Source organism: Thermostichus sp. OS-CIW-26, assembly GCF_054058395.1.
In genome coordinates this window covers 1-23,949 of sequence record NZ_JBSSAG010000006.1, presented here as the reverse complement: position 1 = coordinate 23,949, position 23,949 = coordinate 1, and the positions used below count along the sequence as shown (strand labels likewise).

The window sequence follows — 23,949 nt, the reverse complement described above, 5'->3', positions numbered from 1 at the left end:
ATGAAACATTTCCATCCCATTGCTTCCCAACTCCCCTCTCCCTCTGGGAAGAGGACTGGGGGTGATCTCGGAAGCGGTATGGAGCGCTTGGGGATTGTCTCAATCCAGCTTGAAAGGACTACAAATGGCCAAAAAACGAAGTCTCCAGACCCGTCCTCCCAGTGCGGCGGAAGGAAGCCAGCAGGGTGTCAATTCTGGGACTCGACCGGCTGCGGCGGCTGCCATTTCAGCACCAAGGTAGAAAGTTGCGGCAGGCAGAGCTCGAGGGAGTAGGGCAAGTTGTGGTAGGCCCAGTCGTCTGTCCACTTGCCCCCCAAATTGCCTACCCCGCTGCCCCAAAACTCCACAGCATCGCTGTTGAGCAGCTCTCGATAAAAACCTCGTTCCGGTACCCCAATGCGGTAATGGGGCCAGACCACCGGCGTGAAGTTACAAACCACCACCACCCACTCACTGGGATCCTCCCCATAGCGGATGAAGGAAACGATGCCGCGATGATCGCTGCAGTCGATCCAGCGGAACCCTTCTGGCTTGGTGTCTTGGGTATACAGGGCAGGCTCAGAGCGCAACAGGTGATTCAGGCTGGCCACATAGTGGCGCAACTTGGCGTGGGGTTCATACTGCAGCAGCTCCCAGTCCAGATCTGCCCAAACATTCCACTCATTCCACTGGCCAAACTCCATGCTCATGAACAAGGTTTTCTTGCCAGGGTGGGTGAACATGTAGCCATACAAAGCCCGCAGACTGGCGAACTTATGCCAATGATCCCCCGGCATTTTGCCCAACATGTGGCTCTTGCCATGCACCACCTCATCATGAGAAAAGGCCAGCATGTAATTTTCGCTGAAGGCATACATGAGGCTGAAGGTGACCAAATGGGGATGGAACTGGCGGAACCAGGGATCCATGTGGAAATAATCCAACATGTCGTGCATCCAACCCATGTTCCACTTCAAGTTGAAGCCCAGCCCACCCACATGGGTTGGCCAAGTTACCATCGGCCAAGCAGTAGATTCTTCGGCAATGGAAAGCGCACCGGGGTTGTATTTGAAAATGAGGGTATTGAGCTGCCGGAAAAAGTCGATGGCTTCGAGGTGTTCCCGCCCGCCGTAGGGATTGGGGATCCAGTCTTTGCGGTCATAATCCAGATAAAGCATCGAGGCCACCGCGTCCACCCGGATCCCGTCGATGTGGTATTTCTCGAACCAAAAAAGGGCATTGGCCACCAGATAATTGCGCACCTCGTTGCGGCCATAATTAAAGACCAAAGTGCCCCAACCTTTGTGCTCGCCTTTGCGAGGGTCGGCGTACTCGTACAGGTGAGTACCGTCGAAAAAAGCCAGCCCATGCCCATCTTTGGGGAAATGCCCAGGCACCCAATCGACAATCACGCCGATCCCGGCTTGGTGAGCCCGATCGACAAAATACATAAAGTCTTGCGGGGATCCATAGCGGGATGTTACGGCATAGTAGCCGATCACCTGATAGCCCCAAGAGCCATCGAAGGGGTGTTCTGCCACCGGCAACAGCTCGATGTGGGTAAAGCCCAGCTCCTTCACATAGGGGATTAGCTTGTCCGCCAGCTCGCGGTAGGTGAGGAAGCGAGTATTGGGCTTTTGATCCACCAGCACACTTTGCCCTTCGGCAGGTGGATCTTCAGCCGAGGCGTGCATCCAGGATCCCAGATGCACCTCATAAACCGAAATCGGCGAGCGCAGGGGATCGGTGGCGGCGCGTTTTTCCAGCCAGGCTTGGTCGTGCCAGGTGTAGGTGTTGAGGTCGGCTACGATGGAGCCGGTTTTGGGGCGCACCTCCTGTTGAAAGCCATAGGGATCCGATTTTTCGTAGATATCCCCCCAGGAAGTTTTCACCTCGTACTTGTAGATGGCGCCTGGCCCTATGCCGGGGATGAACACCGCCCAGATGCCGCTTTCGCCCAGCCGCTTCATCTGGTGTTGACGCCCGTCCCAGTGGTTAAAATCGCCGATAACGCTGACGTTGCGGGCGTTGGGAGCCCAGACGGCGAAATGCACCCCCTTCACCCCATCCACCGTGATGGGATGAGCGCCCAGCTTGTCGTAAATGCGGTGGTGATTCCCCTCGTTGAACAGATAGCGATCCAGCTCGCCAATGTGGTTGACCTTCTCCAAGGGAAAGCGGTAGGGATCCTCCCATTCTTCCAAGTGTTCCCCTTGGGGATCCCAGACCCGTTGGGCCCGCAAAAAATAGTCCGGCAGAGGGGTTCCCGGCTCAAAGCGCAGCTCGAATAGCGTTTCCGGGTGCAGCGGCTGCATCGGGTAAGCCTGTCCAGTGGCGCGTTCCACCAGCCAAACCTGCCGAGCATTGGGCACAAGGGCGCGCACCAACCCAAAGGATTTCCCGGCCTCTTCTATCTGCTGGGGGCCCAAAACGGCATAGGGATCCTGCCATTGGTTGGAAACAAACTGACCCACTTGTTCGGCAGACAGGAGAAAGCCCATCGGGAACCCTCAGTAAATGACCATTCTAGTCTAGCGGTGGCTGACCCCCAGTTTGCGCTGTCAGCTCCAGGCCCGCCTCCAGGCAAAGAATCCCTGCAAGGCGTTCTGCAGGCGGGGGTTGGCGGCCAATTGTTGCTTGCGGTGCTGCAGGGCCGCCTTGGCATTCACCTCCGAGCGGGTGGGGTAGATGTGGATCCCGGTCAGGGCAGAGACGGGCAGCCGCCGGCTCATGGCCAAAACCACCTCGTGAATCAGCTCTCCCGCCTGGGATCCCACCAGGTGCGCCCCCAAAATCTGGCCGTTGCGCCGACAGATCAATTTGGCAAAGCCCAGGGGGGCGGCTTCTGCCTGGGCCCGATCCACATCGGCAAACTCCTGTTTGAGCACCACCACATCCTTGCCGTATTGCTGCCGGGCTTCGCTTTCGGTGAGGCCCACACGGGCCAGCTCCGGCTCGGTGAAGATGGCCCAAGGAATGACACGATAACGCGCTTGGCTGAGGGGGAAAAACAGGGCGTTGACCAGGGCCACTGCCCCTTCGTAGGCCGCCACATGGGTAAATTGCGGCCCGCCGATGACATCCCCACAGGCGTAGATGCGGGGATTGCGGGTTTGCAGCTTGGCATTCACCTGGATCCCTTGGGGGGTGTACTGCACGCCGGCGGCTTCTAGACCCAGCCCTTCCACGTTCGGGATCCGACCGGCGGCCACCAAAATCTCTTCTGCACGGATCACCGGGTCACCTGTAGCGGCGGTGCCTGCCCCGGAATTGGCCTTTAGGGAAAGCAGCTTTGCCCCTTGCTCTTGGCCGACTGCTGTGGCGCGTACCCGGGTGAGGATGCGGATCCCATCTTGGGTCAACTGTTGCTGCACCACCTGGGCGGCTTCGGGATCCTCCTTGGGCAAGATGCGCTCGCGGCTGGCAATGAGGGTCACCTCGGATCCCAGACGGGCCAGAGCTTGGCTCAACTCGCAGCCTACCGGCCCCGCCCCTATCACCGCCACCGATTTGGGCAAGCGGGTCAAGTCAAAGATCGATTCGTTGGTCAGATAGCCCGCCTCGGCCAAGCCTGGCAAGGGGGGAACCCAAGGACGGGATCCGGTGGCGATGACAAAAGCCCGCGCCTGTACCTGCCTTCCTGCCACCTCAAAGGTGCGCCCATCCACAAAGTGGCCCTTGGCAAACACCAGTTCCACCCCCAGTTGGCGGAAGCGATCTGGCGAATCGGCGTGGTTGGCGATGTAGCTCTGGGCAGAGCGAATGTGTTCGTACACCTTGAGGTAATCCACCGAGATCCCTGCTGGGCCGGGGAGAGTTACCCAACCGGCAGCCATGGCCTGGCGCATCCGATGGACGGTATGGGCCACGTGAAGAAGGGCTTTGCTGGGCACACAGCCATACCAGAGGCAATCTCCGCCCAGGCGGTCGCTTCCTTCCACCAGCAGCACCTTGGCCTTCAGTTGGGCAGCAGCGCTGGCCACCACCAAACCCGCTGCACCGGCGCCGATGACCACAATATCGTAGGGGACAGGCATGGCTTTTTTTAAACTTTTAAACAGGAGAATCGGGCAAGGGATCCCAGGAATCGGCAAAAGATAGCACCATCCTATGTCTTGAGTGGGCCGGGGGCAGGATGGGAGAAGGGGATCCCTTTCCACACCCTTTCTGCATGGGAGAAGAACTTGTTAGAGTGGGACGGATGGATCCCTTGCAAGCTGGGTTGATCCGTCTGTTCTACTTTTCAGGTTTTGGGGACTTATGACTATTCTGCTGCCGAGCGAACCTATCCTGGCCGTGAGCATCTTCGGCATGGGCCTGCCAGAGCTGGCCGTGATTGGGGTGATCGCGGTGGTCGTGTTTGGCCCCAAGAAGCTACCGGAGTTAGGCAGCGCCTTTGGCAAAGCGTTGCGGAGTTTCAAACAAGAGATGAACAACCCCAGCAGCGATGACGAGCCTGCCGGCACGGAAAAGGTGGAGAAGGTGGTGGAGAAGGATGCCGCCTGAGGGTCGCGGAGAGGGGTGGGATCCCAACTCCTGCCAGGGACGTGCTGCCGCAACTGGGGATCTTGTCGAGAGGGGGGATCCAAGCCGGCTTCGATCAGAAGTAAAGTCAGCTCGCAAGGGAGCCAGATCCAGGGCTAGTGTATAGTTCTGGAAAGTTTCCCGGCCCGGCGCTACCGGCTGAGCCAGGATCAGCCTGGATGGGCCCATCGGATGCCCCAGAGGTGGTATGGCTGAGCTGACCGATTTCGAGTTGATGCGCCAGATCCAACTGCGGGATCGCCGCAGCCACTTCTTGCTCAAGGATCGCTATCGGAAGCGCCTGCTGGATATTGCCTTGGCCATTCTCAAGCAACCTCACCAGGCGGAAGAGGTGGTGCGGCAGGTGTTCGAGTTTTGCTGGAAACACGCCGATGCCTTTGACCTGCAGCGGGATCGCTCGGTGGCTCTGTGGCTCTACGAGTTGACAGCCTTTCAGGCTAGGGAACGGCTGCGGCGTTGGGCTTGGCTACCTGCCCCCCTCTCCATTCAAACTTCGGCTCCCCTGTGGCCGCAACGTCTTCTCTGGGGCAGCCTGGCGGTATTGGGGATCTACGCGCTGGCCATAACAGCGGCCTACTGGCGGCTGCGCTGGCAGTGGGGATCCCCCATCGAGGGAGAGTCGGTGGCAGTTCAACGGCTCTACCAAGAGTGGCAACGACAACCGCAGGTGCAGCGAACCCTGCTGCGGGATCCCAGCTTCAGCACTCCCCTGTTGGTGCAAGCCCTCTGGTCACCCCATGCCAAGCAGGTGCTGCTCTTGGCCTCGGAGATGGCTCCCGCCCCCCCAGGGAGCACCTATCAACTGTGGCTGGAGTCGGATGTCCAGGGAGGGGGACGACTGCTGGAAAACGCCGGCACTTTTGCCGTCAACGCGGAAGGATCCCTGCAATGGCTCAGTCAACCCATCCATTCTGAGCAGCCGACCCGCCTCCTCATCACCCTCGAACCGGCAGGAGGAAGCGAATCCCCCACAGGCCCGCCTCTGCTGCAGAGCAGTTTTTGGATCCCTGCTGCCCAGCCCTGATCAGGAGAGATTGGGGGATAACTGGGGGGCTTGTCTCCCGCTTTTGCGCCGCTTAGCATGGGATCCCCGCAAGCGCACCTTAAGACGGTAGCGAACAGTTTCATGCACAACTTTGTAGGAAGCATCCACACCGTGGGTTTCCCGCAGCCATTCGCGAATGTCGCTGTAGGTACGGAATCGGCCAGGCTGATGCAGCTCCTGCTTGAGGATTTCCAAAACCGGCTTGGGGATGAGGGGTTTGCGCCCTTGGTTGCGGGGCACCGTCAACATGCCCTCTAGCCCCTTGGCCTTGTAGCGTTGAAACCATCGAAAAATCGTTGAGATGTCCCGCCCCAGAATTTCAGCCAAGCCTGTCATCGTCTTGACTTTCCCAATCTTGAGCAGGTAGAGAGCTTGAACCCGCTCCTTGCCGGTCGGTGTGGACTGCTTGCCAAGTAGAGATTTGAGCTCTTCAGCCGATTCCTGAATGTCGAGCTTGAGGACTCCAGCCATGTTGGGGCGTCGCAGAACAGCGTTGAATTCGTTGCCTGGCGGAGAGTCTACCACAGTAACTTGGGGTTTTGGAAGTTGTTCGTGAAGTTTGCCTGGGCATCTCTTAAGGTTTGGGTTGGATGACCGGCCCCATTGTGGGATGGCTGAGCTTTATGTTGTTTGGCGTTGAAGAGATCGGCATCGAAATTGAAAATCCCTTTGGCCGGGATCCCAATGATCTGCCCCTCGATAACATTTGCAACAAGATGAAGCACAATATCCTGGATTTAATCGATTCCACCTGAGAGAACTCTTGGGCAGCCGTCCATTCCAGGGTTTCCTCAGATCCTCAGTCGGCACCTACCCCTAGTGGAGATAGCCGGGGCGAACCCGATAATCGAGAGGAAGGGATCCCTATATCTTGGGTAGGGAACAAGATGGGTTTGCTAAACTGTGGACAATTTGCCGAGGTGCTCTGGGGATGGCCTGCTCAACCTGCACATTTTTACACCTGGCCGATGTGCATCTGGGCTATGACCGCTACGACAGCCCGGAGCGGAGCAAGGACTTCTTTTTGGCTTTTCGGGATGTTGTCCGGCGCTATGCCATTCAGGATCCGGTGGACTTTGTGCTCATCGCAGGAGATCTGTTCGAGCATCGGCAGATTCAGCCCGGCGTTCTCAACCAAGCCCAGATCGTCTTGCGGGAGCTGCAGCAGGCCGGGATTCCGGTGTTGGCCATCGAGGGCAACCACGACAATCGCCCCTATGGCGTGAAAACCAGTTGGCTGAGGTACTTAGCCGATCACGGGGAGTTGATATTGCTGGAGCCGGAAGCAGGGGAAGAGGGCCTGGAGTTGCGTCCCTGGTCGGGCCGGCGGGGAGGGTATCTGGATTTGCCCTGTGGGGTGCGGGTGATCGGATCCCAGTGGTACGGATCGGCAGCCCCTCGGTCGATTGAGCAGTTGGCGGCGGCCATTCGACGGTTGCCCCCCGGCCCAGAACGGGTGGTGTTGATGTTCCACCACGGTCTAGAGGGCCAAATTGCCCGTTACCAAGGCGCTCTGCGCTACAAAGATCTGCTGCCCCTGCGGGAGGCGGGGGTGGGCTACCTGGCCTTGGGACACATTCACAAAAGCTATTCCGAGGGCGGGTGGATCTTCAATCCGGGATCCCTGGAGGCCAACAGCACTGCCGAATGGGACTTCCAACGGGGGGCCTATCGCGTCCGCTGGGGAGATGGCCCACCCCAAGCGGAGTTGGTGCAGGATTACCATCAGCGGCCCCGCCGCCGGCTCTATCTGGAGGCCAAGGGCAGAGAAACCCCCGAACAGATTGCCGCAGCAGCCATTGCCTTGGCTAAGGGATCCCGTTTTCAGGAAAGTGAGATGGAGCCGATGGTGGAGTTGCGGCTGGTGGGGCAGGTGGGGTTCGCCAAGCATGAGCTGGATAGCCGCGCCCTACAGTGTCAAATTCAGCAGCTTACCGGCGCCTTGCTGGTTCTGTTTCGTTTTGAGGCCAATACTTTAGAGCTCGGGTCGGCTGCCCTTTCCTTGGAAGAAGAGGGGCAGAGGCTACAAATCGAAGAGAAAATCTACAGGGATCTGCTGAGCAGCCATGCCCACTACCGCAAACGCAGTGAAGAGCTAGCGCGGCTGCTTCTGGATCTTAAAGAAAAGGTTTTGGATGGGCAAGGAGAATCTGAAGTGTATGCTCACCTAAGGGGAGCTTTTTGGGGAGCAGAAGACTGATTATGCGGATCCTCTCTCTCGCTTTACAAAACTTCAAATCTCATGAGGATGCCGTCTTCACGTTTGAGCCAGGTATTAACGCCATTTGCGGAGAAAACGGAGCGGGCAAGACCAGCATTTTGGAAGCCATTGCCTGGGTTTTGTTCGACTACTGCCCCTACAGCCAAGAAGAAATCATTCGCTCCGGGGCCAACGACGCAGTGGTGACTGTGCAATTTATCTCCCAATGGGATCAGCGCACCTACGATGTTCGCCGCAGCGTCACGCAGGGATATCGTCTCTTTGATCCCCAGCTGAAGCAGCGCCTAGAGTATGAGCGCAAGTCCGATGTGCTGCCGTGGCTGAGGCAACATTTGGGCGTACCTGCCGGTACCGACCTGGCGCGGCTCTTTGCCACAACGATTGGGGTGCCCCAAGGGACTTTCACGGCAGACTTTCTCAAAACCGGTCGAGATCGCAAAGAAGTTTTCGATCGCATCTTAAAGGTGGAAGAGTACCAGCAGGTAGCCAAAGACCTGTTGGCGGTCGAAAAATACAGCGAGGCGCAGATTCAGGCCATTAATCATCAAATTGAATTGCTCCGCCAACAGCTACAGGAGTGGGATCCGCTGCAAGCGGAGCGGCAGAAAATCCAACAAGAACTGAGTTATTGGCAAGAGCGCTTGAGTCAATCGATCCACACTCTGGATCAGGTTAAGCTTGAGATCGAGCGACTGGAGAAATGGCTTGAGCAAATCCAAACTTTAGATCACCAGATTGCCCAACTGGAGCAAAAGGGATCCCTGCTTCAGGTATCTCTCGAGCAGGCAGAAAAGTTATGGGCAGAGGCCAGGCAAGCTCAAGCGCAGCAACAGCAATACTGGGAGGGATCTCAGCATTTTTTGGCCACAGAAGCTCGCTTGCGGGAGCTGGAAAAACAGCAACAGCAACGCTTGGAGTGGCTGAAACAGCGGGATGCTTTGCTCTCGCAAAAGCAGCATATCGAAAACCAATTGGCAAGACTTCAAGAAAAGTTAAGCCAACAGCAGCGCTGGAAGCAGGAGCTAGAGGAGCTAACCCCGCAAATTCAGGCCCAAGAGGAGCTAGAGCGTCAGCAGACCTATTGGACTCAACAGCTCAACACGTTGCTACACCTGCACCGCGAATGGGAACAGATCCAGGCAGAATGGACAGCCCACGCCGAACGCTGTCAACTGCTACAAAGCCGAGTGCAAGAAGCTGAACAGGCCCAGGCCATATGTCGGCAGCATCAATTGACCTACAACCGTTATTTGCAGTTGGAAACCCTCATTGCAGAGCAGGAAGCGCTGCGGCGAACCCGACAAACTTTACTGGCTCAACGGGAAACTTTGCAACATCAACTGCATCGATTGGAGCTACAGGGATCCGAATATCAGCAACAGCTCCAGATCTTTCAAAAAATGGAGGCGGAAAAACTTGAGCTGCAACCCCTGTGTGAACAGCAGGCTTTCTTAGAGCAGCGCCACTCCCAACTGGGCCAGAAGTTAGCTTCCTTTCAGGCCCTGCGTCTTGAGCTCAAACAACGGGAAACGGAGCAGGAACAAGGCCAAGTCCAACTGCAACAACTGCAGCTCCAACTGAGACAACGGCAGGCGGATTTGGAGCGGGTAGCCGCCATTCCTGCGCTCGAAACTCAACAGGAGCGATTGCAAACTCAGCTCAGCCGCATTGCCGCAGCTCGTCAATTTCAACAGGAGCTACAAGCCCTTTTTGAGCAGGGCTCGGATCAATTGGCTCAACACCATCACAGCATCCGGCAACTTCTGGACGAATTGGAAGCGCAGCGACACAACTATCCCCAACTTCAATCTCTGTGGCAGCGGATCCCAGAGGTACTCACTCGATCTTCAGCACTCAGCCAACAGTTGCTCCAGTCCATCCATCAGATTTTGCAGGATCTGGCTCCCCAAACTTCCGAGCCCCAACTTCGTCAGCAGTTGTCCAGCATCCAAAAACAACTCAGGACTTTGCAACCCTTGCTCGGCCTAACCGCACAAATACCCGATTTACAAGTCCAAATTCAGCAACTGCTGCAGTTGCAAGCCGAACGACAAAGCAGAATTGATGACCTTCACTGGGATCTTGAGGCTGAGCCCACCTTCCTTCGGCAACAACAGGAAATTGGCCAGGCGCTGCAAGAACTGGGGGATCCCAGGGGACAGATCCAACGCCTGCAAAAAGAGCTGAATGGCAAGCCCAGAGTGGAGCAAGAATATCAGCAGCTCACAGAACAGATTCGCCAACTCCAACACCAGATCCAAAATCTAGAACGACAGCTTGAGCCCTTGCGGGATCTGGAGGACAGAATTGCCAATTTGCGGGAAGAGCAAAGAAGCCATCGCAGCAGCTATGAAACGGTTATCCGCCTGCAGGCTCTTGCCCAAAGCTTGCCACAACGAAAAGATGAACTCAAAACTGCCCAATCGACGCTGGAGCAACTCCAAAAAGCTGGGCAAGAGAAACAGGCCCAAATTGGCGAATGGGAAAAGGCTCAAGGCTCAAGGGATCATCTGCAAGCCCAAATTGAAAAAGCCGCCGAAACGTTGAAGGCTCTGGGGGATCCCAGAAGTCAAGCCGAACGGCTCAAAGCAGAGTTAAAACAGGAAAAGCAATATTTACAAATGCAGGCCGACTGCCTGCAGCAGCTTCGGGATTTGGAAGCAGCACTCAGCCCTATTGACGAGGCCCTATCCCAAACGGAGCATCTGGATCGAGAGCTGGGATCCCTGCAAGAAGAACGCGAACGATACCGTTTAGATCACGAGCGCTATCTGCAGGCAGAACCCATTGCCCAATTGCTTCCCCAACGGGAACAAGAGCTGGCCGAGCTGAACGCCCAACGGCAGCAACTGCAAGCTCAACTCTCCCAACTTCGCGCAGCACGGGATCCCTTGGCTGCTCTGTATCGACCGCAGGAGCATGAGCGCCTTCGATCCCTTTTGCAGGCCACCGAAATTCAAAAAGCCGAAGCCCAAGCCCGCCTGGAGAGCCTAGCTCCTCAACTGAGCAAAATTGAGGAAAAGTTGCGGCAATTGGAACAGGCCAAGGCCAGCTTAAAGCAAGTCGAGGCCGAAAAAACTGAGAGAGAACGCCTGCACCGCTTTATCAAGTTTAGCCGAGAGACCTATAGAAAAGCCGGCCCTCAAATTACCCAATACTACCTGCAGCAGATCAACCATACCGCCGATCACCTCTTCCGAGAAATTCTCAACCGTCCCAACGTCACCCTGACCTGGGAAGCCGATTATGAGATCCGCGTTCAAGAAGCCGGCAGCCTCAAACGACGGTTTGCCAGCCTTTCCGGGGGAGAGCAAATGTCGGCGGCCTTGGCAGTGCGCTTGGCTTTACTCAAGGTGTTGGGACAACTAAATATTGCCTTTTTCGATGAGCCCACCACCAATATGGATACCCAACGGCGACAGCGGCTGGCAGAGGCTATTACCAACCTGCGATCTTTTGAGCAGCTGTTTGTCATCAGCCACGACGATACCTTTGAGCAAATGACAGAAAATGTTATTCGGGTGGAAAGGCACTCCAGTTGGGTGAGGAGGGATCCCGCCTATGGTGTTTAGAGCCGACCGGATCCTGGCGGTGCTGCAGCAGAAGCGGGAGGCCTTTGCCACTTTTGATCAAAGGCTGTCGGAGCGCAGAGAATACTATAAGCAGGCCATGGAAAGCTTGTGCCAGTGGTCAAGCCTAGAGATTGCCGAAAAAATAGCTCCATTCCCTTTCCCAGGCGCTTTACCTACTGCAGAGTGGGATCGCTACTCCAATTGGAAGATCCCTTTTGAGCAGGAATGGGCCAATTACGAAGAAAGCCGCGATTGGGCGAAGTCGGTCATTGAAAATATTCCCACCTTTGCCGTGGATGGATCCCAGATTTATCCCAGCAAAGATCTGTCAATACCGGTGGCGCTGGTGCAAATTGGCTGGTATGAAAACCATCATTGTGCAACAGGCTTGTACGAAAAAGACATTCAAGTGGATGTATTGACTCCAAGGGACCTGGGATCCGACAGCAGCGGCGAACCGAAAGAGCGAATGGTTAACATGCGCCGCTTTCAAATGGAAATCGAGAGACTTGTAGAATACATTCAAAAATCTCAACCGGGATCCCGAAAATTGGCCTTTTTGGACGGGGCGCTGGTGGCTACTTTTGCCGAAGTCTTTGAGCCAGAAAGCCAAGACTTTTATGTGCAGTGTTTGCTCCAGCTTTTGCGGGCCAGCGAGCAAAGCCGGATCCCTATCGTGGCTTACATAGACACCACCTACACTTCCGATCTGGTGACGTTGCTCAAGCATTGTTTTGACCTACCCGAAGCTCCACAGCTTCACGATGCGCAACTGCTTAGTCCCTGGTTGGAGTGGGGGGATCGCACACCTTTTTTCATCTGTGCCCGCGGCGGCAGCCTCAACCCCCAAGATGGGATCCTCAACTCCTACCAAGAAATGCGGGAGCGAGTGGGGTTTGTTTACCTGCGCACCAATGACAACTTTCCGGCCCGCTTGGAAATACCCGTTTGGGTTTATGAGGCAGGACTGTTGGACTGGTTGGTGGATCTGGTTCGCTGTGAGGTGGTGATTGGGCGAGGTTATCCTTATGTGCTGGAGACAGCCGATCAAATAGCCGTTATCCGCAATGAGGATCGCAACCTTTTCTTGCGTCTCATGCAAGATTGGGCCGCTCGCGAAAAGCTGAACCTAAGGCTATCCCGGAAAACAGTAAGTAAATTACAGCGGAGACGAGTTCGATGAGATTGGGAAAGGTAGTTCGCTCCAACAATCACTGTGATTATGTGGTGCAGGTGGACGATGCTTTAGAAGTCAAAAATCCGCCGACTCCTGATGACTATGGCTTCGGCAGCTTTGTCAAGCTAGAAAGCGACCGGCGACACTGGGCTGTAGGTCTGGTTTACAATACCCAACTCCTGAATCCGATGTTCCTCAATTCTGGGCCGCGCCTTTCCAGCCAGCCGGATCCCTATTTTTCCCCCGATCTGCAGAATGAGGTGCGCACGCTACTCTCGGTGGTCTTAATCGGGGCCTTGGATGAAGAGCGCCGCTGTGGCCGGCAAGGGATCCCACGCGTGGTGGTGCCTGTAAACACGCCGGTTTTTCGCATGAGCCGGGAAGAGATCCTGCGCTTTCACCAGGATCCCCAAGGTCAAACCCAATTTTCCTACTATGGTTTGCTGCTGAGTAGCGGCGGCAACTTTGCCAATCATTTGATCTACCAAGTCTTGAACGACATTACGCCGATGTTTGCCGATCCAGCTCAACGGCGAGCTCTGCAAATCTTAAGCAAAGAATTGGCCTGGAAAATGACTGTAGGAGCGATGCGCTAATGCCCCAAAAAATCACCGATAATGGCCACTACCCAGAAGCCAACCTCTCTCCAACTGAGGACTCTCCAGAGGTAATTGGCACCGTCAAAGGGCCTGGAGAAACCTCTAACCAATATGTTTTCATCACTTCCAATACCCAAGCGGTAAAGGTGGGCGATTTCGTCTACTACGAAGTCCAGGATCCCCAATCGCAAACGCTGCAAATCTTGGGTAAAATTAGCCAAGTTCAGCTCCTGGATCACATCCCCGATCGCATCTTTGCCGATACCGAAATCGATCCCAGCACCATTGTGGCTCTGGTGGGCTTCACCCATCCCAATCCGGAAATCTATGCGGTTACCGTCGAGGTCATCGGCTATTTCAATCAGAAGATGGGCTTTATTAACCCCCGCCGCGCTCCGGATCCCGGTGCCAAGGTTTTTCTGGCCTCTAATCGTCTGCTGAAATCGATTTTGAACAAGCGAGATGAAACAGCCATTGGGGGCGCTCACCTGGGCAGCCTGTTGTTGCGCGATGAGGGAGCAGTGCCCGTAGTACTGGACGTCAAGGAAATGGTCAGCACCCATCTGGCCATTTTGGCGGGGACAGGATCCGGCAAATCTTATACAGCAGGGGTTTTGATTGAAGAGCTGCTTTTGCCCAAAAACCGAGCTGCCGTCCTCATTTTCGATCCCCACGGGGAATACCACACGCTGGCAGAAATGCAGTCCCACCCCAAGTTTTTTGGGGAAGACGGCTACCGTCCTAAAGTCAAGGTTCTTTCACCGCAGGAAATTAAGATTCGTGTATCTTCTCTTAACTTCTTTGATATTCTGACCCTGCTGCCAGAGACCACTGACCGACAGAAATCTTTTCTGGAGAAAGCCTTTCGCAAAACAACTCAATTTAACCCGATCCGCTGGACGATTCAGGACTTAATCGATGCCGTAAATGAAGCCGATTCTGCAGAAGATGGATCCCAGGGATCCTCAGCCGCCGCCTTGGAGTGGAAATTAGAACAGATCGACCGCTCTCCTTATTTCAGCAATGTAGAACATCTGGCCCCCAAAGACTTGTTTGAGCCGGGGCAGGTGACCATTCTACAAATGCACGAGATCAGCCAGGAAGAACAGCAGGTGATCGCCGCTGCCATCTTGCGCCAGGCCAACTATGCTCGCATCAATACCCACAAAGGCAAGATCCAGGCAGGGGACGAAAATTACTTGCCCTATCCCGTCTTTATTCTGCTGGAAGAGGCCCATCGGTTTGCCCCTGCCCACGAGCCTTCCCGTTGCAAACAGGTGCTGCGCACCATTCTCAGCGAAGGACGCAAGTTTGGACTGGGGGTAGGGCTGATCACGCAACGCCCTGGCAAGTTGGACTCGGATATTCTGTCTCAATGCATGAGCCAATTTTTGATGCGAATTGTCAACCCTGCCGATCAGGAAAATTTGCGCCACAGTGTCGAGGCTGCCGGACGGGATCTGTTGCAGGAATTGCCCGCCTTGAGCAAAGGTCAGGTGATCGTCTCCGGTGTGTGCGTCAATACCCCCGTGTTATGTAAAGTGCGGCAGCGCTACACGCAGCATGGCGGCGAAACGTTGGATATTCTTGGCCTCTGGCAAAGGCATTCTCAAGAACACCACCAGCGGGATCGCTTGGCCCAGTCGGCCCCTCTCAAACCGCGTCCTCAACCTCAGGTGGTGGATGGACTCAGCATTGATTAGCAATGGCCCAAAACTCCAACTGTGGCCTGATCTCAATCGCTGAATCTGCCAAATCTACAATCCGAAACCACTGCTTGATTGCAATACAATTCATTTCACAGAAACAAGTTTTGGGGCGAGCAGGATGAGGAAACAAGCCCTTTTGCCAGGTTTGCTGGGCATTGCCGTTGCAGTTCTACTGGGATCCGGGCCTGCCTATGCTCAGTTGCGGCTGATCCCCGAAGCGGCGCGGCGGGTGTACGAGGCATTGCCGGATCTGCCGCTGGAAAACGTCTACACCCCCATTAACCCCAATGACGGCGGCCCCGCACCCGAAGAGGATACTTTGGTGCGGCGAATGATGATCTATCACCTGCAGGTGGCTGGTCGCTCCCCCACCGACCGCTTTGACTGGCAACTGACGCTGGCGGACTATTTTGATGCCAATGAGCCAATCATCGCCCAACGGTATCCCGGTGCCGACCGCCTCACGGTCAACCCCTACGCCCAAGACAAAGCCGTTGTACAATCCCTGAACCGGCAACAGCGACAGGCCCTGCTGGAAGCCCTTGTGCTGGCCTTCGGTGGGGATCCCAACCCAACGCCCCTCTACATTCCCACCGACGGGGATCCTGCCCCTACCCGTCCCACCCCAGAACCTATGAAGCCCTTGCTGCTTCCCGGCAGCGGATCCGCTGACTTGCTCAGGCCCTAGCCGAGGTTTCCCGCTAACTCAAGGCTTGCCCGGTGTAGTTCTCAATGCAGCGCAGGAACAGCTCTACCCCAATGCCAAGGGCAGCCTCATCGAAGTCGAAGCGGGGGTGGTGGTGAGGGTAGTTCAGGCCCCTTTCGGGGTTGGCGGATCCCAGGAAAAAGTAGCAGCCAGGCACCTCATTCAGGAAAAACGAGACATCCTCTCCGCCCATGGTCATCTCTGGGATGATCCTCGCCTCTGGGCCAAACACCTCGCGGGCAGACTGTTCCACCAGAGCTGCCATAGCAGGATCGTTTTGAACCGCCGGATAGCCCCGCTCGAATCGAAACTCATAGGTGGCTCCGTAGGCTTGGCAAATGCCGGCAACGATTTCTTCCATGCGCTTTGGGATCAAATCGGCCACTTCAGGGTGAAAACTGCGCACAGTACCCCAAATTTCTGCGCTTGGGGCGATAACGTTGAAGGCATCGCCGGCCCGGAAACGGCCCACCGTCACCACCGCCGGCAGCATCGGATCCACATTGCGGGAGACAATGGTCTGCAAAGCATTGACAATGTGGGATCCCACCACAATGGCATCCACTGTTTGTTGGGGAAGGGCAGCATGTCCGCCTCGCCCGATCACCTGAATCTGAAAGCGGTCGGCAAAGGCCATCGAGGGGCCACTTTTCACGCCAATAGTGCCCAGAGGGCGATTATTCCACAGGTGTAGGCCGAGGATGGCTTCCACATCCGGGTTTTTCAGAACCCCCGCCTCCAGCATGGGCTTGGCTCCGCCGGGGCCTTCTTCGGCAGGTTGAAAAATGACCTTGACCGTGCCCTTGAGGTGTTGACGGTGCTGTTGCAGCAGCTTGGCGGTGCCCATAGCAATGGCCGTGTGGCCGTCGTGGCCACAGGCGTGCATGACGTTGGGGATGGCGGAGCGGTACTCGACTTCATTGGCCTCATGAATGGGCAGGGCATCCATATCGGCCCGCAGCGCCAAAACCGGCCCCGGCTGCTCTCCCTCAATGGTGGCCACGATGCCGGTGTGGGCAATGCCGGTCTGGTGCGGGATCCCCCAACTTTTCAGGCGCTGGCTGATGTAGGCGGCGGTTTGCTTCTCCTGGAAGCCCAGCTCGGGATACTTGTGGATGTGGCGGCGCCAGGTCACCAACTCGGGTTGTAAAGCTCGAACAGCAGGGCGAAGTGCGGGAAAGGACATGACCTGAAAAACAAAAAAACAAAAATGTCTTGGAAAACCTTCACCGATGGCCAGTGTTGGTTGCATGCAGTTGCCTGTCGATTTTGCCCAGTATGGCATTGCTGAGGCTGCTTTCCGCTCGGCGTCGAGGTGGACATCTAGGCCCACAGGGATCCGGTTTCCGGCGGTAGATCTTGCCAGCGGCCCGGCCCCACAGCTCGCAAAGCCTCTTGCAAGGAGATCGCCCCTGAGTAGAGGGCTTTACCCAAAATGGCCCCCGTCAAACCGGGCAAGCTCAACAAAGCCAGCAAATCCGTTAGCGATCCGATTCCCCCCGAAGCAATCACAGGCAGGCGGGAGATGGCGAGGATCTCCTGCAACTGTTGTAGGTTGGGGCCGGCCAGGGTGCCATCCCGGCCAATGTCGGTGTAGATGATGCCGGCGACGCCCTGTTCCCCCACCCGTTGCACCAATTCGGTGGCCCGCAGGGGAGTGGTGCTCAGCCAGCCGCGGGTGGCCACCTGCCCTTGCCGAGCGTCGATCCCCACCCAAACCCGACCGGGGAAGGCTTGGGTCATCGCCTCCAGGGTGTCGGGATCCTCTACGGCTAGGGTGCCAACGATCACCCGATCCACCCCCAGCTCCAGCAACTGCCGCGCCCGTTCCAGGGATCGGATCCCACCCCCCACCTGCACCGGGATGGCCAGGCTGCGGACAATGCGCTCAATGATGGGCAGGTTGACTGGATCCCCGCTTTTGGCTCCGTCCAGATCGACCACATGCAGGCGAGGGGCACCCTGTGCCGCCCAAGCTTCGGCCTGCTGGATGGGGTCATCGGCCACCTGTTCCGCCTGAGCATAATCCCCCTGGTAGAGGCGCACGGCGTGGCCCTGGAGAAGGTCGATGGCGGGGATCACCTCTAAGAAGGCGCTGGTGTAAGGCATGATTGGGATCCCTTAGGGGCTTCTCCAGTATCGCCCAGGGGGGAGAATGGGAAAACCTTTTGGGGCGACCATGAACGCACGTCAACTGGCCCTCTTGGCCTTGCAGAAGATCGAGCGGCAAAACGCCTATGCTGACGTGGTGCTAGAGCACCTGTTGGCCCACAGCCACCTGATCCCTGCCGACTGCCGCCTGGTCAGCGAGCTGGTGTACGGCGTTACCCGCCGTCGTCGCACCCTCGACGCCCTAATCGACTGCTTTGCCCAACGTCCTGCCCACAAGCAACCGCCCGATTTGCGGCTCATTCTGCACCTTGGCCTCTACCAGCTGGCTTTTTTGGATCACATCCCCCCCAGCGCTGCCATCCACACCAGCGTGGAATTGGCCCGCCAGATGGGGCTGGGATCCCTGACAGGGGTGGTGAACGGCATCTTGCGCGCCTACCAGCGGCAAGTGTTGGATCAGCCAGAGAAGGATCCCCTCAAGCCCCTCGAGGACACTCTGCCAGCCGACCCAATTCAGGCTTTGGGGATCCGGCACAGCTTTCCCGACTGGTTGGTGAGCCTATGGTGGGAGCGCCTGGGGCCGGTGGAAACGGAGCAGTTGTGTGCTTGGTTTAATCAGCCACCCCACCTGGATTTGCGGGTCAACCCACTGCGGGCAGATGTGAATAAAGTCATTCAAGCCTTGGCAGCAGCCGGGATCCCTGCCCTCCCCATCTCCGAGGTGCCGGGTGCCTTGCGACTTCAGGATCATGCTGGCGACATCACGGCCCTGCCCGGCTTTGCCCAGGGTTGGTGGAGCGTTCAAGATGCCAGTGCCCAGCAGGTGGTGCATTGCCTGGATCCCCAGCCAGGGGAGCGGGTGATCGACTGCTGCGCTGCTCCGGGCGGCAAGACCACCCAAATAGCCCAACACATGCAGGATCGGGGGGAAATCTGGGCTTTGGATCGCCACCCCCACCGTCTGCGGCGCCTGGAGGAAAATAGGCAGCGCCTGGGCTTGAGCTCGATTCGTTCCCTGGCCATCGACCTGTTATCCCTGAGCGCTGCTGCCGATCGCGTCAGCGGGACGGAGTCCTTACCCCCTGCCCCCTTGCCCCCCTGGCAGAGTGCTGACCGCGTACTGCTGGATGCCCCCTGCTCCGGCCTAGGCACCTTGCACCGCCATGCTGACGCTCGCTGGCGGCAGACTCCAGAGCGGATCCCTGAATTGGCCCACCTGCAAGCTCAGCTTCTGCAGGTGGCAGCCCGTTGGCTTAAGCCGGGCGGGGTGTTGGTGTACGCTACCTGCACGCTGCACCCTGCCGAAAACGAGGAGATCATTCAAGCCTTTCTCGACAGCCACCCCAATTGGGCTGCTGAAGGGGATCCCCTGCTCATCTGGCCCCACCGGCAGGATCGGGATGGATTTTTTATCCAACGGCTGCGCCGCTCCGGTTACTAACTCCCCTCTCCCTCTGGGAGAGGGGCTGGGGGTGAGGGCAGCAACGCCGAAGACTTGGGGAGTACCTTAACCATTGCCACATGGCTTCTGAGCTGCTGACCAGTCCGAAAAACCCCTGGATCCGCAAGTTGCGGCAGTTGCACCGCAGCAAAGGCCGGCGGGAACAGGGCGCCTTTTTGGTGGAGGGATCCCACCTCATCGAAGAAGCCCTGCGAGTTGGCTGGCCCCTGCAGGCTCTCTGCTACACGCTTGAGTGGGCTGAGCGTTACCCACAATTGCTGGCCAATCTGCCCAAGAGTCTACGGCGGCAGGCCGTCAGCTCAGAAGTCATGGCAGCGCTCTGTACCACCGAGTCTCCCGAAGGAGCTGTGGCCGTGGCCGTCAGTTGGCAGATTTCCTCTCCCCCCCTGTCCAAGTTACGTTTGGGCCTTGTGGTGGAAACGCTGCAAGATCCGGGCAATTTGGGATCCCTAATCCGAGTCGTGGCCGCCGCAGGAGCCGACGGCCTTTGGCTCAGCGCAGACAGCGTGGATCCGGAAAACCCCAAAGTCTTGCGGGCCTCTGCCGGCCAGTGGTTTCGCCGTCCGCCCCAAGTCGTGCCCGACCTAGCCGCCTGGATCCAGAGCTGCCGTTGCCACGGGATCCAAGTCTTGGCTGCTACCCTCTCCCCCACAGCAAACTGCTACTGGGATCAAGATCTCACCCGCCCTACCCTTTTTCTCCTGGGCAACGAAGGGGCTGGCCTGAGGGAAGCGACTATCCAACAGGCCGATGCCCAGGTGCGGATCCCGATGGCCGAGGGTGTCGAATCTCTGAACGTCGCTATGACGGGGGGGTTGTTGCTCTACGAGGCCCTGCGCCAGCGGCGATCTCGCTCAGGAAGCGCTCCCTGAACAGCTAGCTGCTCCCTCAAAACTCTTCCTCTACAAAGACCGCATCCTCATTCTCTTCCTGCTCTCCCTCCTCCATCGCTGCCGGCCGGCTGGCGGAAACCGTCACCCCCGCAGAAAGTTTCTCCCGCACAGCCGCTTCCACCTCCGCTAGGAGCTCTGGGTTTTCCTTCAAGTAGACAACCAGATTGTCCCTTCCTTGGGCAACATTTTCCTCCTTGTAGCTGTACCAAGAGCCGCGCCGCTTGAGAATGCCCATCTCATCTGCCAGATCGATGATGCAGCCGATGTTGGAGATCCCTTGGCCGAAAATGATGTCAAATTCTGCCCGCCGGAAAGGGGGGGCAACTTTGTTTTTCACCACCTTGACCCGCGCTCGGATCCCGTATTCTTCCGCACCTTTTTTCAGGGTTTGAACGCGGCGAATATCTAGCCGCACCGACGCATAAAACTTAAGGGCATTGCCGCCGGTGGTGGTCTCCTGGGGGCCATAGCCTATGCCGCCAATTTTGGAGCGCAATTGGTTTAAGAAAAGAACGATGGATCCGGTTTTGCTGACATTTCCGGCAATCTTGCGCAGCGCTTGGCTCATCAGGCGCGCCTGCAATCCCACATGGGCATCTCCCATATCCCCTTCGATCTCAGCCCGGGGCACCAACGCTGCTACCGAGTCCACCACCACGATATCCACAGCTGCCGAGCGCACCAACTGATCGACAATCTCCAGGGCGGCCTCCCCCGTGTCCGGCTGGGAGATCAACAGGTTTTGAATATCAACCCCCAAAGCTGCTGCGTAAGTGGGATCCAGCGCATGTTCCGCATCCACAAAAGCTGCCGTTCCCCCTTGTTTTTGCACTTCGGCGATGGCATGTAGGGCAATTGAAGTTTTCCCAGAAGATTCCGGCCCAAAGACTTCGATAATCCGCCCTTTTGGGTAACCTCCGCCCAAGGCCAAGTCGAGGGTGATGGCCCCACTGGGTATGGTCTCCACCCGCATCTGGGTGGCATCTCCCAGGCGCATGATTGCCCCTTTGCCGAAATTCCGCTCGATCTGGCTTAACACCTGCTCCAGGGCTTTGCGTTTTTCTGACTTCAATTTGTCCGAGTCATCAGCAGTGTTCACAGCAGCGGCTTTCCGGGCCATAACCCGCATCCCCCCCAGGAGTCGTGGTGGAAAATCGAGCCTGCATTCTAACATTGTCGCCTTGCTCTGAGCGGATCCCTCTCCCTCCAACTGCAGTCAGCTCGTACCTTGCCTCGGTTCCTAACTCCCCTCTCCCTCTGGGAGAGGGGCTGGGGGTGAGGGCAGGTCTTCTGCATAGCCTTGCAGAGCGGGTAGAGTGGGCTAAAGGGATCTGCTCAGGAATGTCCCCACGGTCATGACTTTGGTCTTACAATCCCCCGGCCCGGTTGTGTTTAGTTGGGGGCCGCTCAGCCTGCGCTGGTATGGCTTATTGATCGGCCTGGCAATGGTGTTGGGCTTGCTCCTGGCTCGCCATCTGGCAGCTCGGCGTGGCCTTCCCCCCAGTTCCATGCCTGATCTGCTGGTGTGGTTGGTGGTTGGATCCCTGCCCCTTGCTCGCCTGTACTATGTGGCCTTTGAGTGGGAACGCTATCGAGATGGCCCTTGGTGGCAGGTCTTGGCCCTCTGGCAGGGGGGCATTGCCATTCACGGTGCCTTGATCGGCGGCAGTGCGGCGCTTTACCTGTTCGCCCGGCGGCACCGACTGAGTTTTTGGTTGCTAGCCGATTGCCTTGTTCCCTCCCTCAGCCTTGGTCAGGGGATCGGACGTTGGGGCAACTTCTTCAACAACGAAGCCTACGGAAAGGTGTTGCCTCCGGATAGCCCTCTGTGGGTACAACTGCAGCTGCCTGATGGATCGCGCGTCCATCCCACTTTTTTGTACGAATCCCTCTGGAACTTTGGTCTCTTCGGGCTCCTGCTCTTTTTAAGCTACCGGCGCCAGCTTCCCCCCGGCACCCTCTTGGGCCTCTACCTGGTGGGGTACAGCCTGGGGCGCTTCTGGATCGAAGGCCTGCGCACCGATAGCCTCATGCTGGGATCCCTGCGGGTGGCGCAGGGGGTGAGCCTGTTGCTCATTGGAGCAGGCCTGGCCGCAATCTTGACAGCTCCCAAACGCGTTTCTGTTCACCCAAACGAGGCAACTTCCTCGCCTGGGATCCCCGCCCCAAAGGAGTTGTAAGCCATGGCCAGCGAACAGAATGAAGAGCCCTGGCAGCAAGCCTCCCCTCTGCTGCTGCCATCCGCCGCTGCTACCCAATCACTAGGGGCCCTCGTAGCTCAAGCCGCCCTTGGCTTCCTCGCCCCTTTAGGTCAACAAAAATCTCCCCCTCCCAGCCGCAGCCTCGGCTCCACTTCCGGCTTGGTCATTCTTCTCGAAGGTAATCTGGGCAGCGGCAAAACCACCTTTGTGCAGGGACTAGGGCAGGGCTTGGGGATCCCTGAACCCATCGACAGCCCCACCTTCGTGCTGGTGCAGGAATACCACACCGGACGGATCCCTCTTTTCCATTGCGATCTCTACCGCCTAGAGACCTCTTCTGCCGCTCGCGCCGGTGGGAAAGAATCCACACTCCTAGAAGACCTAGGGCTAGAAGAACTTTGGAGCCAAGGTGGGATCACCGCTATTGAGTGGCCCCAGTACCTCCGCCATCTGCCTGCGACCTACCTCTGGCTGCGCCTACAGCCCCATCCCCAGCAGGAAGGAGCCCGCCTTCTACACGTCAAGGGAAAGGGATCCCAGACTGGCCACCTTTGGCAGCAAGTTCTTTCTCAATTCACTCAGCAAAACCTCGAAGAAGGGATCCACTTCTCCTCCTGAAAGTACTTGAAAGCAGAAGAAAAAGTTGAGATCCCAAAAGACTTATGGTTATTTCGATTCCAACTAGGACACTGCACCCGCGCCTAAAACGTTGAATGTACGGAGCCAGAAGGCTCTTCTCAGCAGTTCAGTCGCTTCACCCCAGCCTAAAACGACTATAAGCTCAAGGCAAACAGCCAGAATTCAGCCAAAAGTCATCCTCAGGCCAAATCAAACAGCAGCACCTCAGCCCCTTCTTCACTGAAAAGGTTGAGCTCGCTTTCCCTAGCAATAGCCACGCCATCTCCTTCTCGCAAAAACAAGCCATCCAGGGTCACATCGCCCCGAGCTATCTGCAGCCATCCGTAGCGCTTCTCATCCAAGTGTCGGTGAATGGTGCGTCCCGGCTCAATCAACCCCGCATAGAGATTCACATCCTGATGCACAATCACGGATCCCTGGCGCCCATCTCGAGAGGCAACTAAACAAAACTCATTGGGATGCTCTGTCAAACCCGTCGCTTTTTGTTCATAGCTGGGCTCCAGGTTTTCCTGCTCCGGCAAAATCCAAATTTGCAGCAGATGAACCTCCTCGTCTGCCGAGTGGTTGTACTCGCTGTGCCAGATCCCTGTGCCTGCCGTCATCCGTTGAATTTCACCAGGACGAATCACAGATCCCGTGCCCAAGCTGTCTTTATGCTCAAGGATCCCTTCCAAAACATAGGTAACGATCTCCATGTCCCGGTGCCCATGGGTCGGAAAGCCAGCACTCGGGCTGATTCGGTCATCGTTAATCACCCGCAAAGCCCGGAAGCCCATGTAGCGAGGGTCGTAGTACTCTCCAAAAGAAAATGAGTGGTAAGTATCAAGCCAACTGAGCTTGACATGACCCCTCTCTTCCCGCTTGCGCAAAGTCAGCATCACAGTTTCTCCAAAACCTGACCCTCGCAACCATCTTATTAACTCTGCAGTCAGAATGTCAATATTCAAACAGTTTTATTTCTTCTTTTCCCTGCTATTCTCGCCAAAAACTTGCCAAAAATTTTGGGTTGGATATCTTGACGGGGTGGTGGGGGTGGGGATAGGGTAGTAAAGCGCTGATGAGGCCACCCAGCCCCGGCGCCCCAGAACC

The 23,949-nt window shown here is 57.0% G+C and carries 19 protein-coding genes and 1 pseudogene; 13 read left to right on the top strand and 7 right to left on the bottom strand.

Annotated features, from left to right (window positions below; genetic code table 11):
• Window positions 1-188 precede the first annotated feature (188 nt).
• Window positions 189-2,480, bottom strand: a complete 2,292-nt coding sequence (gene glgB / locus ACVW0C_RS04215) for a 1,4-alpha-glucan branching protein GlgB (protein WP_457384442.1) — start codon at window positions 2,478-2,480, stop codon at window positions 189-191.
• 60 nt (window positions 2,481-2,540) lie between these two features.
• Window positions 2,541-4,016, bottom strand: coding sequence for a dihydrolipoyl dehydrogenase family protein (locus ACVW0C_RS04210; protein WP_457384441.1), 1,476 nt, complete (start codon window positions 4,014-4,016; stop codon window positions 2,541-2,543).
• A 223-nt stretch (window positions 4,017-4,239) separates the two neighbouring features.
• On the opposite strand from ACVW0C_RS04210, the gene tatA reads away from it, so the two are divergent.
• Both tatA and ACVW0C_RS04200 read left to right on the top strand, forming a co-directional pair.
• Window positions 4,240-4,485 (top strand): twin-arginine translocase TatA/TatE family subunit, encoded by a 246-nt coding sequence (gene tatA, locus ACVW0C_RS04205; RefSeq protein ID WP_011433563.1) that lies wholly within the window; start codon window positions 4,240-4,242, stop codon window positions 4,483-4,485.
• Between the two features lie 226 nt (window positions 4,486-4,711).
• A complete protein-coding gene (locus tag ACVW0C_RS04200; RefSeq protein ID WP_457384440.1) occupies window positions 4,712-5,548 on the top strand; it encodes an anti-sigma factor domain-containing protein in 837 nt (278 codons plus the stop codon).
• On the opposite strand, the gene ACVW0C_RS04195 is transcribed toward ACVW0C_RS04200, so the two are convergent.
• On the bottom strand, window positions 5,549-6,040 hold the full coding sequence (locus ACVW0C_RS04195) for a helix-turn-helix domain-containing protein (protein WP_457384439.1): 492 nt from the start codon (window positions 6,038-6,040) through the stop codon (window positions 5,549-5,551). It abuts the gene before it with no gap.
• Window positions 6,041-6,150: 110 nt separating this feature from the next.
• On the opposite strand from ACVW0C_RS04195, the pseudogene ACVW0C_RS04190 reads away from it, so the two are divergent.
• The 7 genes and pseudogenes from ACVW0C_RS04190 to ACVW0C_RS04160 all read left to right on the top strand — a co-directional run.
• Window positions 6,151-6,324, top strand: a pseudogene (locus tag ACVW0C_RS04190) (hypothetical protein); the annotation flags it as partial.
• Between the two features lie 176 nt (window positions 6,325-6,500).
• Complete coding sequence (locus tag ACVW0C_RS04185; RefSeq protein ID WP_457384438.1) at window positions 6,501-7,769, top strand: metallophosphoesterase family protein; 1,269 nt, start codon at window positions 6,501-6,503, stop codon at window positions 7,767-7,769.
• Window positions 7,770-7,771: 2 nt separating this feature from the next.
• Window positions 7,772-11,362, top strand: coding sequence for an AAA family ATPase (locus ACVW0C_RS04180; RefSeq protein ID WP_457384437.1), 3,591 nt, complete (start codon window positions 7,772-7,774; stop codon window positions 11,360-11,362).
• Window positions 11,352-12,545, top strand: coding sequence for a DNA double-strand break repair nuclease NurA (locus tag ACVW0C_RS04175; RefSeq protein ID WP_457384436.1), 1,194 nt, complete (start codon window positions 11,352-11,354; stop codon window positions 12,543-12,545). The genes ACVW0C_RS04180 and ACVW0C_RS04175 overlap by 11 nt, the downstream gene beginning before the upstream one ends.
• Window positions 12,542-13,135, top strand: coding sequence for a hypothetical protein (locus tag ACVW0C_RS04170; protein WP_414341843.1), 594 nt, complete (start codon window positions 12,542-12,544; stop codon window positions 13,133-13,135). The genes ACVW0C_RS04175 and ACVW0C_RS04170 overlap by 4 nt, the downstream gene beginning before the upstream one ends.
• Window positions 13,135-14,841, top strand: a complete 1,707-nt coding sequence (locus tag ACVW0C_RS04165) for an ATP-binding protein (RefSeq protein WP_457384435.1) — start codon at window positions 13,135-13,137, stop codon at window positions 14,839-14,841. The genes ACVW0C_RS04170 and ACVW0C_RS04165 overlap by 1 nt, the downstream gene beginning before the upstream one ends.
• Before the next feature lie 124 nt (window positions 14,842-14,965).
• Complete coding sequence (locus ACVW0C_RS04160) at window positions 14,966-15,535, top strand: hypothetical protein (protein WP_457384434.1); 570 nt, start codon at window positions 14,966-14,968, stop codon at window positions 15,533-15,535.
• Between the two features lie 13 nt (window positions 15,536-15,548).
• On the opposite strand, the gene ACVW0C_RS04155 is transcribed toward ACVW0C_RS04160, so the two are convergent.
• Window positions 15,549-16,739 (bottom strand): M20 metallopeptidase family protein, encoded by a 1,191-nt coding sequence (locus ACVW0C_RS04155; protein WP_457384433.1) that lies wholly within the window; start codon window positions 16,737-16,739, stop codon window positions 15,549-15,551.
• Window positions 16,740-16,876: 137 nt separating this feature from the next.
• A complete protein-coding gene (gene hisA, locus ACVW0C_RS04150) occupies window positions 16,877-17,662 on the bottom strand; it encodes a 1-(5-phosphoribosyl)-5-[(5-phosphoribosylamino)methylideneamino]imidazole-4-carboxamide isomerase (RefSeq protein WP_457384432.1) in 786 nt (261 codons plus the stop codon).
• A gap of 70 nt (window positions 17,663-17,732) precedes the next feature.
• Between hisA and ACVW0C_RS04145 the strand changes: the two genes are divergently transcribed.
• Together ACVW0C_RS04145 and ACVW0C_RS04140 are read left to right on the top strand one after the other, a co-directional pair.
• Window positions 17,733-19,106 carry a 16S rRNA (cytosine(967)-C(5))-methyltransferase gene (locus ACVW0C_RS04145; protein ID WP_457384431.1) on the top strand — a complete coding sequence of 458 codons (1,374 nt, stop codon included), beginning with the start codon at window positions 17,733-17,735 and terminating at the stop codon, window positions 19,104-19,106.
• Window positions 19,107-19,186: 80 nt separating this feature from the next.
• A complete protein-coding gene (locus ACVW0C_RS04140) occupies window positions 19,187-19,999 on the top strand; it encodes a TrmH family RNA methyltransferase (protein ID WP_414331991.1) in 813 nt (270 codons plus the stop codon).
• A 16-nt stretch (window positions 20,000-20,015) separates the two neighbouring features.
• Here the strand turns inward: ACVW0C_RS04140 and recA are convergent, their stop codons facing one another.
• The gene (recA, locus tag ACVW0C_RS04135; protein WP_414351429.1) at window positions 20,016-21,140 is read right to left on the bottom strand and encodes a recombinase RecA; all 1,125 of its coding nucleotides are present in this window, start codon (window positions 21,138-21,140) and stop codon (window positions 20,016-20,018) included.
• Between the two features lie 235 nt (window positions 21,141-21,375).
• On the opposite strand from recA, the gene lgt reads away from it, so the two are divergent.
• Window positions 21,376-22,200, top strand: coding sequence for a prolipoprotein diacylglyceryl transferase (gene lgt / locus ACVW0C_RS04130; RefSeq protein WP_011433548.1), 825 nt, complete (start codon window positions 21,376-21,378; stop codon window positions 22,198-22,200).
• A gap of 3 nt (window positions 22,201-22,203) precedes the next feature.
• Window positions 22,204-22,839, top strand: coding sequence for a tRNA (adenosine(37)-N6)-threonylcarbamoyltransferase complex ATPase subunit type 1 TsaE (gene tsaE / locus ACVW0C_RS04125; RefSeq protein ID WP_414522892.1), 636 nt, complete (start codon window positions 22,204-22,206; stop codon window positions 22,837-22,839).
• A 200-nt stretch (window positions 22,840-23,039) separates the two neighbouring features.
• Here the strand turns inward: tsaE and ACVW0C_RS04120 are convergent, their stop codons facing one another.
• Window positions 23,040-23,738 (bottom strand): pirin family protein, encoded by a 699-nt coding sequence (locus ACVW0C_RS04120; RefSeq protein WP_414341852.1) that lies wholly within the window; start codon window positions 23,736-23,738, stop codon window positions 23,040-23,042.
• Window positions 23,739-23,949 lie beyond the last annotated feature (211 nt).

What these genes read in the sequence shown, in the direction of transcription:
- tsaE (WP_414522892.1), top strand. Translation starts at nt 22,204, where the DNA reads ATGGCCAGCGAACAGAATGAAGAGCCCTGGCAGCAAGCCTCCCCTCTG.
- ACVW0C_RS04200 (WP_457384440.1), top strand. Translation starts at nt 4,712, where the DNA reads ATGGCTGAGCTGACCGATTTCGAGTTGATGCGCCAGATCCAACTGCGG.
- ACVW0C_RS04195 (WP_457384439.1), bottom strand. Translation starts at nt 6,040, where the DNA reads ATGGCTGGAGTCCTCAAGCTCGACATTCAGGAATCGGCTGAAGAGCTC.
- hisA (WP_457384432.1), bottom strand. Translation starts at nt 17,662, where the DNA reads ATGCCTTACACCAGCGCCTTCTTAGAGGTGATCCCCGCCATCGACCTT.
- ACVW0C_RS04210 (WP_457384441.1), bottom strand. Translation starts at nt 4,016, where the DNA reads ATGCCTGTCCCCTACGATATTGTGGTCATCGGCGCCGGTGCAGCGGGT.
- ACVW0C_RS04155 (WP_457384433.1), bottom strand. Translation starts at nt 16,739, where the DNA reads ATGTCCTTTCCCGCACTTCGCCCTGCTGTTCGAGCTTTACAACCCGAG.
- lgt (WP_011433548.1), top strand. Translation starts at nt 21,376, where the DNA reads ATGACTTTGGTCTTACAATCCCCCGGCCCGGTTGTGTTTAGTTGGGGG.
- ACVW0C_RS04140 (WP_414331991.1), top strand. Translation starts at nt 19,187, where the DNA reads ATGGCTTCTGAGCTGCTGACCAGTCCGAAAAACCCCTGGATCCGCAAG.
- tatA (WP_011433563.1), top strand. Translation starts at nt 4,240, where the DNA reads ATGACTATTCTGCTGCCGAGCGAACCTATCCTGGCCGTGAGCATCTTC.
- ACVW0C_RS04165 (WP_457384435.1), top strand. Translation starts at nt 13,135, where the DNA reads ATGCCCCAAAAAATCACCGATAATGGCCACTACCCAGAAGCCAACCTC.
- glgB (WP_457384442.1), bottom strand. Translation starts at nt 2,480, where the DNA reads ATGGGCTTTCTCCTGTCTGCCGAACAAGTGGGTCAGTTTGTTTCCAAC.
- ACVW0C_RS04175 (WP_457384436.1), top strand. Translation starts at nt 11,352, where the DNA reads ATGGTGTTTAGAGCCGACCGGATCCTGGCGGTGCTGCAGCAGAAGCGG.
- ACVW0C_RS04120 (WP_414341852.1), bottom strand. Translation starts at nt 23,738, where the DNA reads ATGCTGACTTTGCGCAAGCGGGAAGAGAGGGGTCATGTCAAGCTCAGT.
- ACVW0C_RS04145 (WP_457384431.1), top strand. Translation starts at nt 17,733, where the DNA reads ATGAACGCACGTCAACTGGCCCTCTTGGCCTTGCAGAAGATCGAGCGG.
- ACVW0C_RS04170 (WP_414341843.1), top strand. Translation starts at nt 12,542, where the DNA reads ATGAGATTGGGAAAGGTAGTTCGCTCCAACAATCACTGTGATTATGTG.
- ACVW0C_RS04180 (WP_457384437.1), top strand. Translation starts at nt 7,772, where the DNA reads ATGCGGATCCTCTCTCTCGCTTTACAAAACTTCAAATCTCATGAGGAT.
- ACVW0C_RS04185 (WP_457384438.1), top strand. Translation starts at nt 6,501, where the DNA reads ATGGCCTGCTCAACCTGCACATTTTTACACCTGGCCGATGTGCATCTG.
- recA (WP_414351429.1), bottom strand. Translation starts at nt 21,140, where the DNA reads ATGGCCCGGAAAGCCGCTGCTGTGAACACTGCTGATGACTCGGACAAA.
- ACVW0C_RS04160 (WP_457384434.1), top strand. Translation starts at nt 14,966, where the DNA reads ATGAGGAAACAAGCCCTTTTGCCAGGTTTGCTGGGCATTGCCGTTGCA.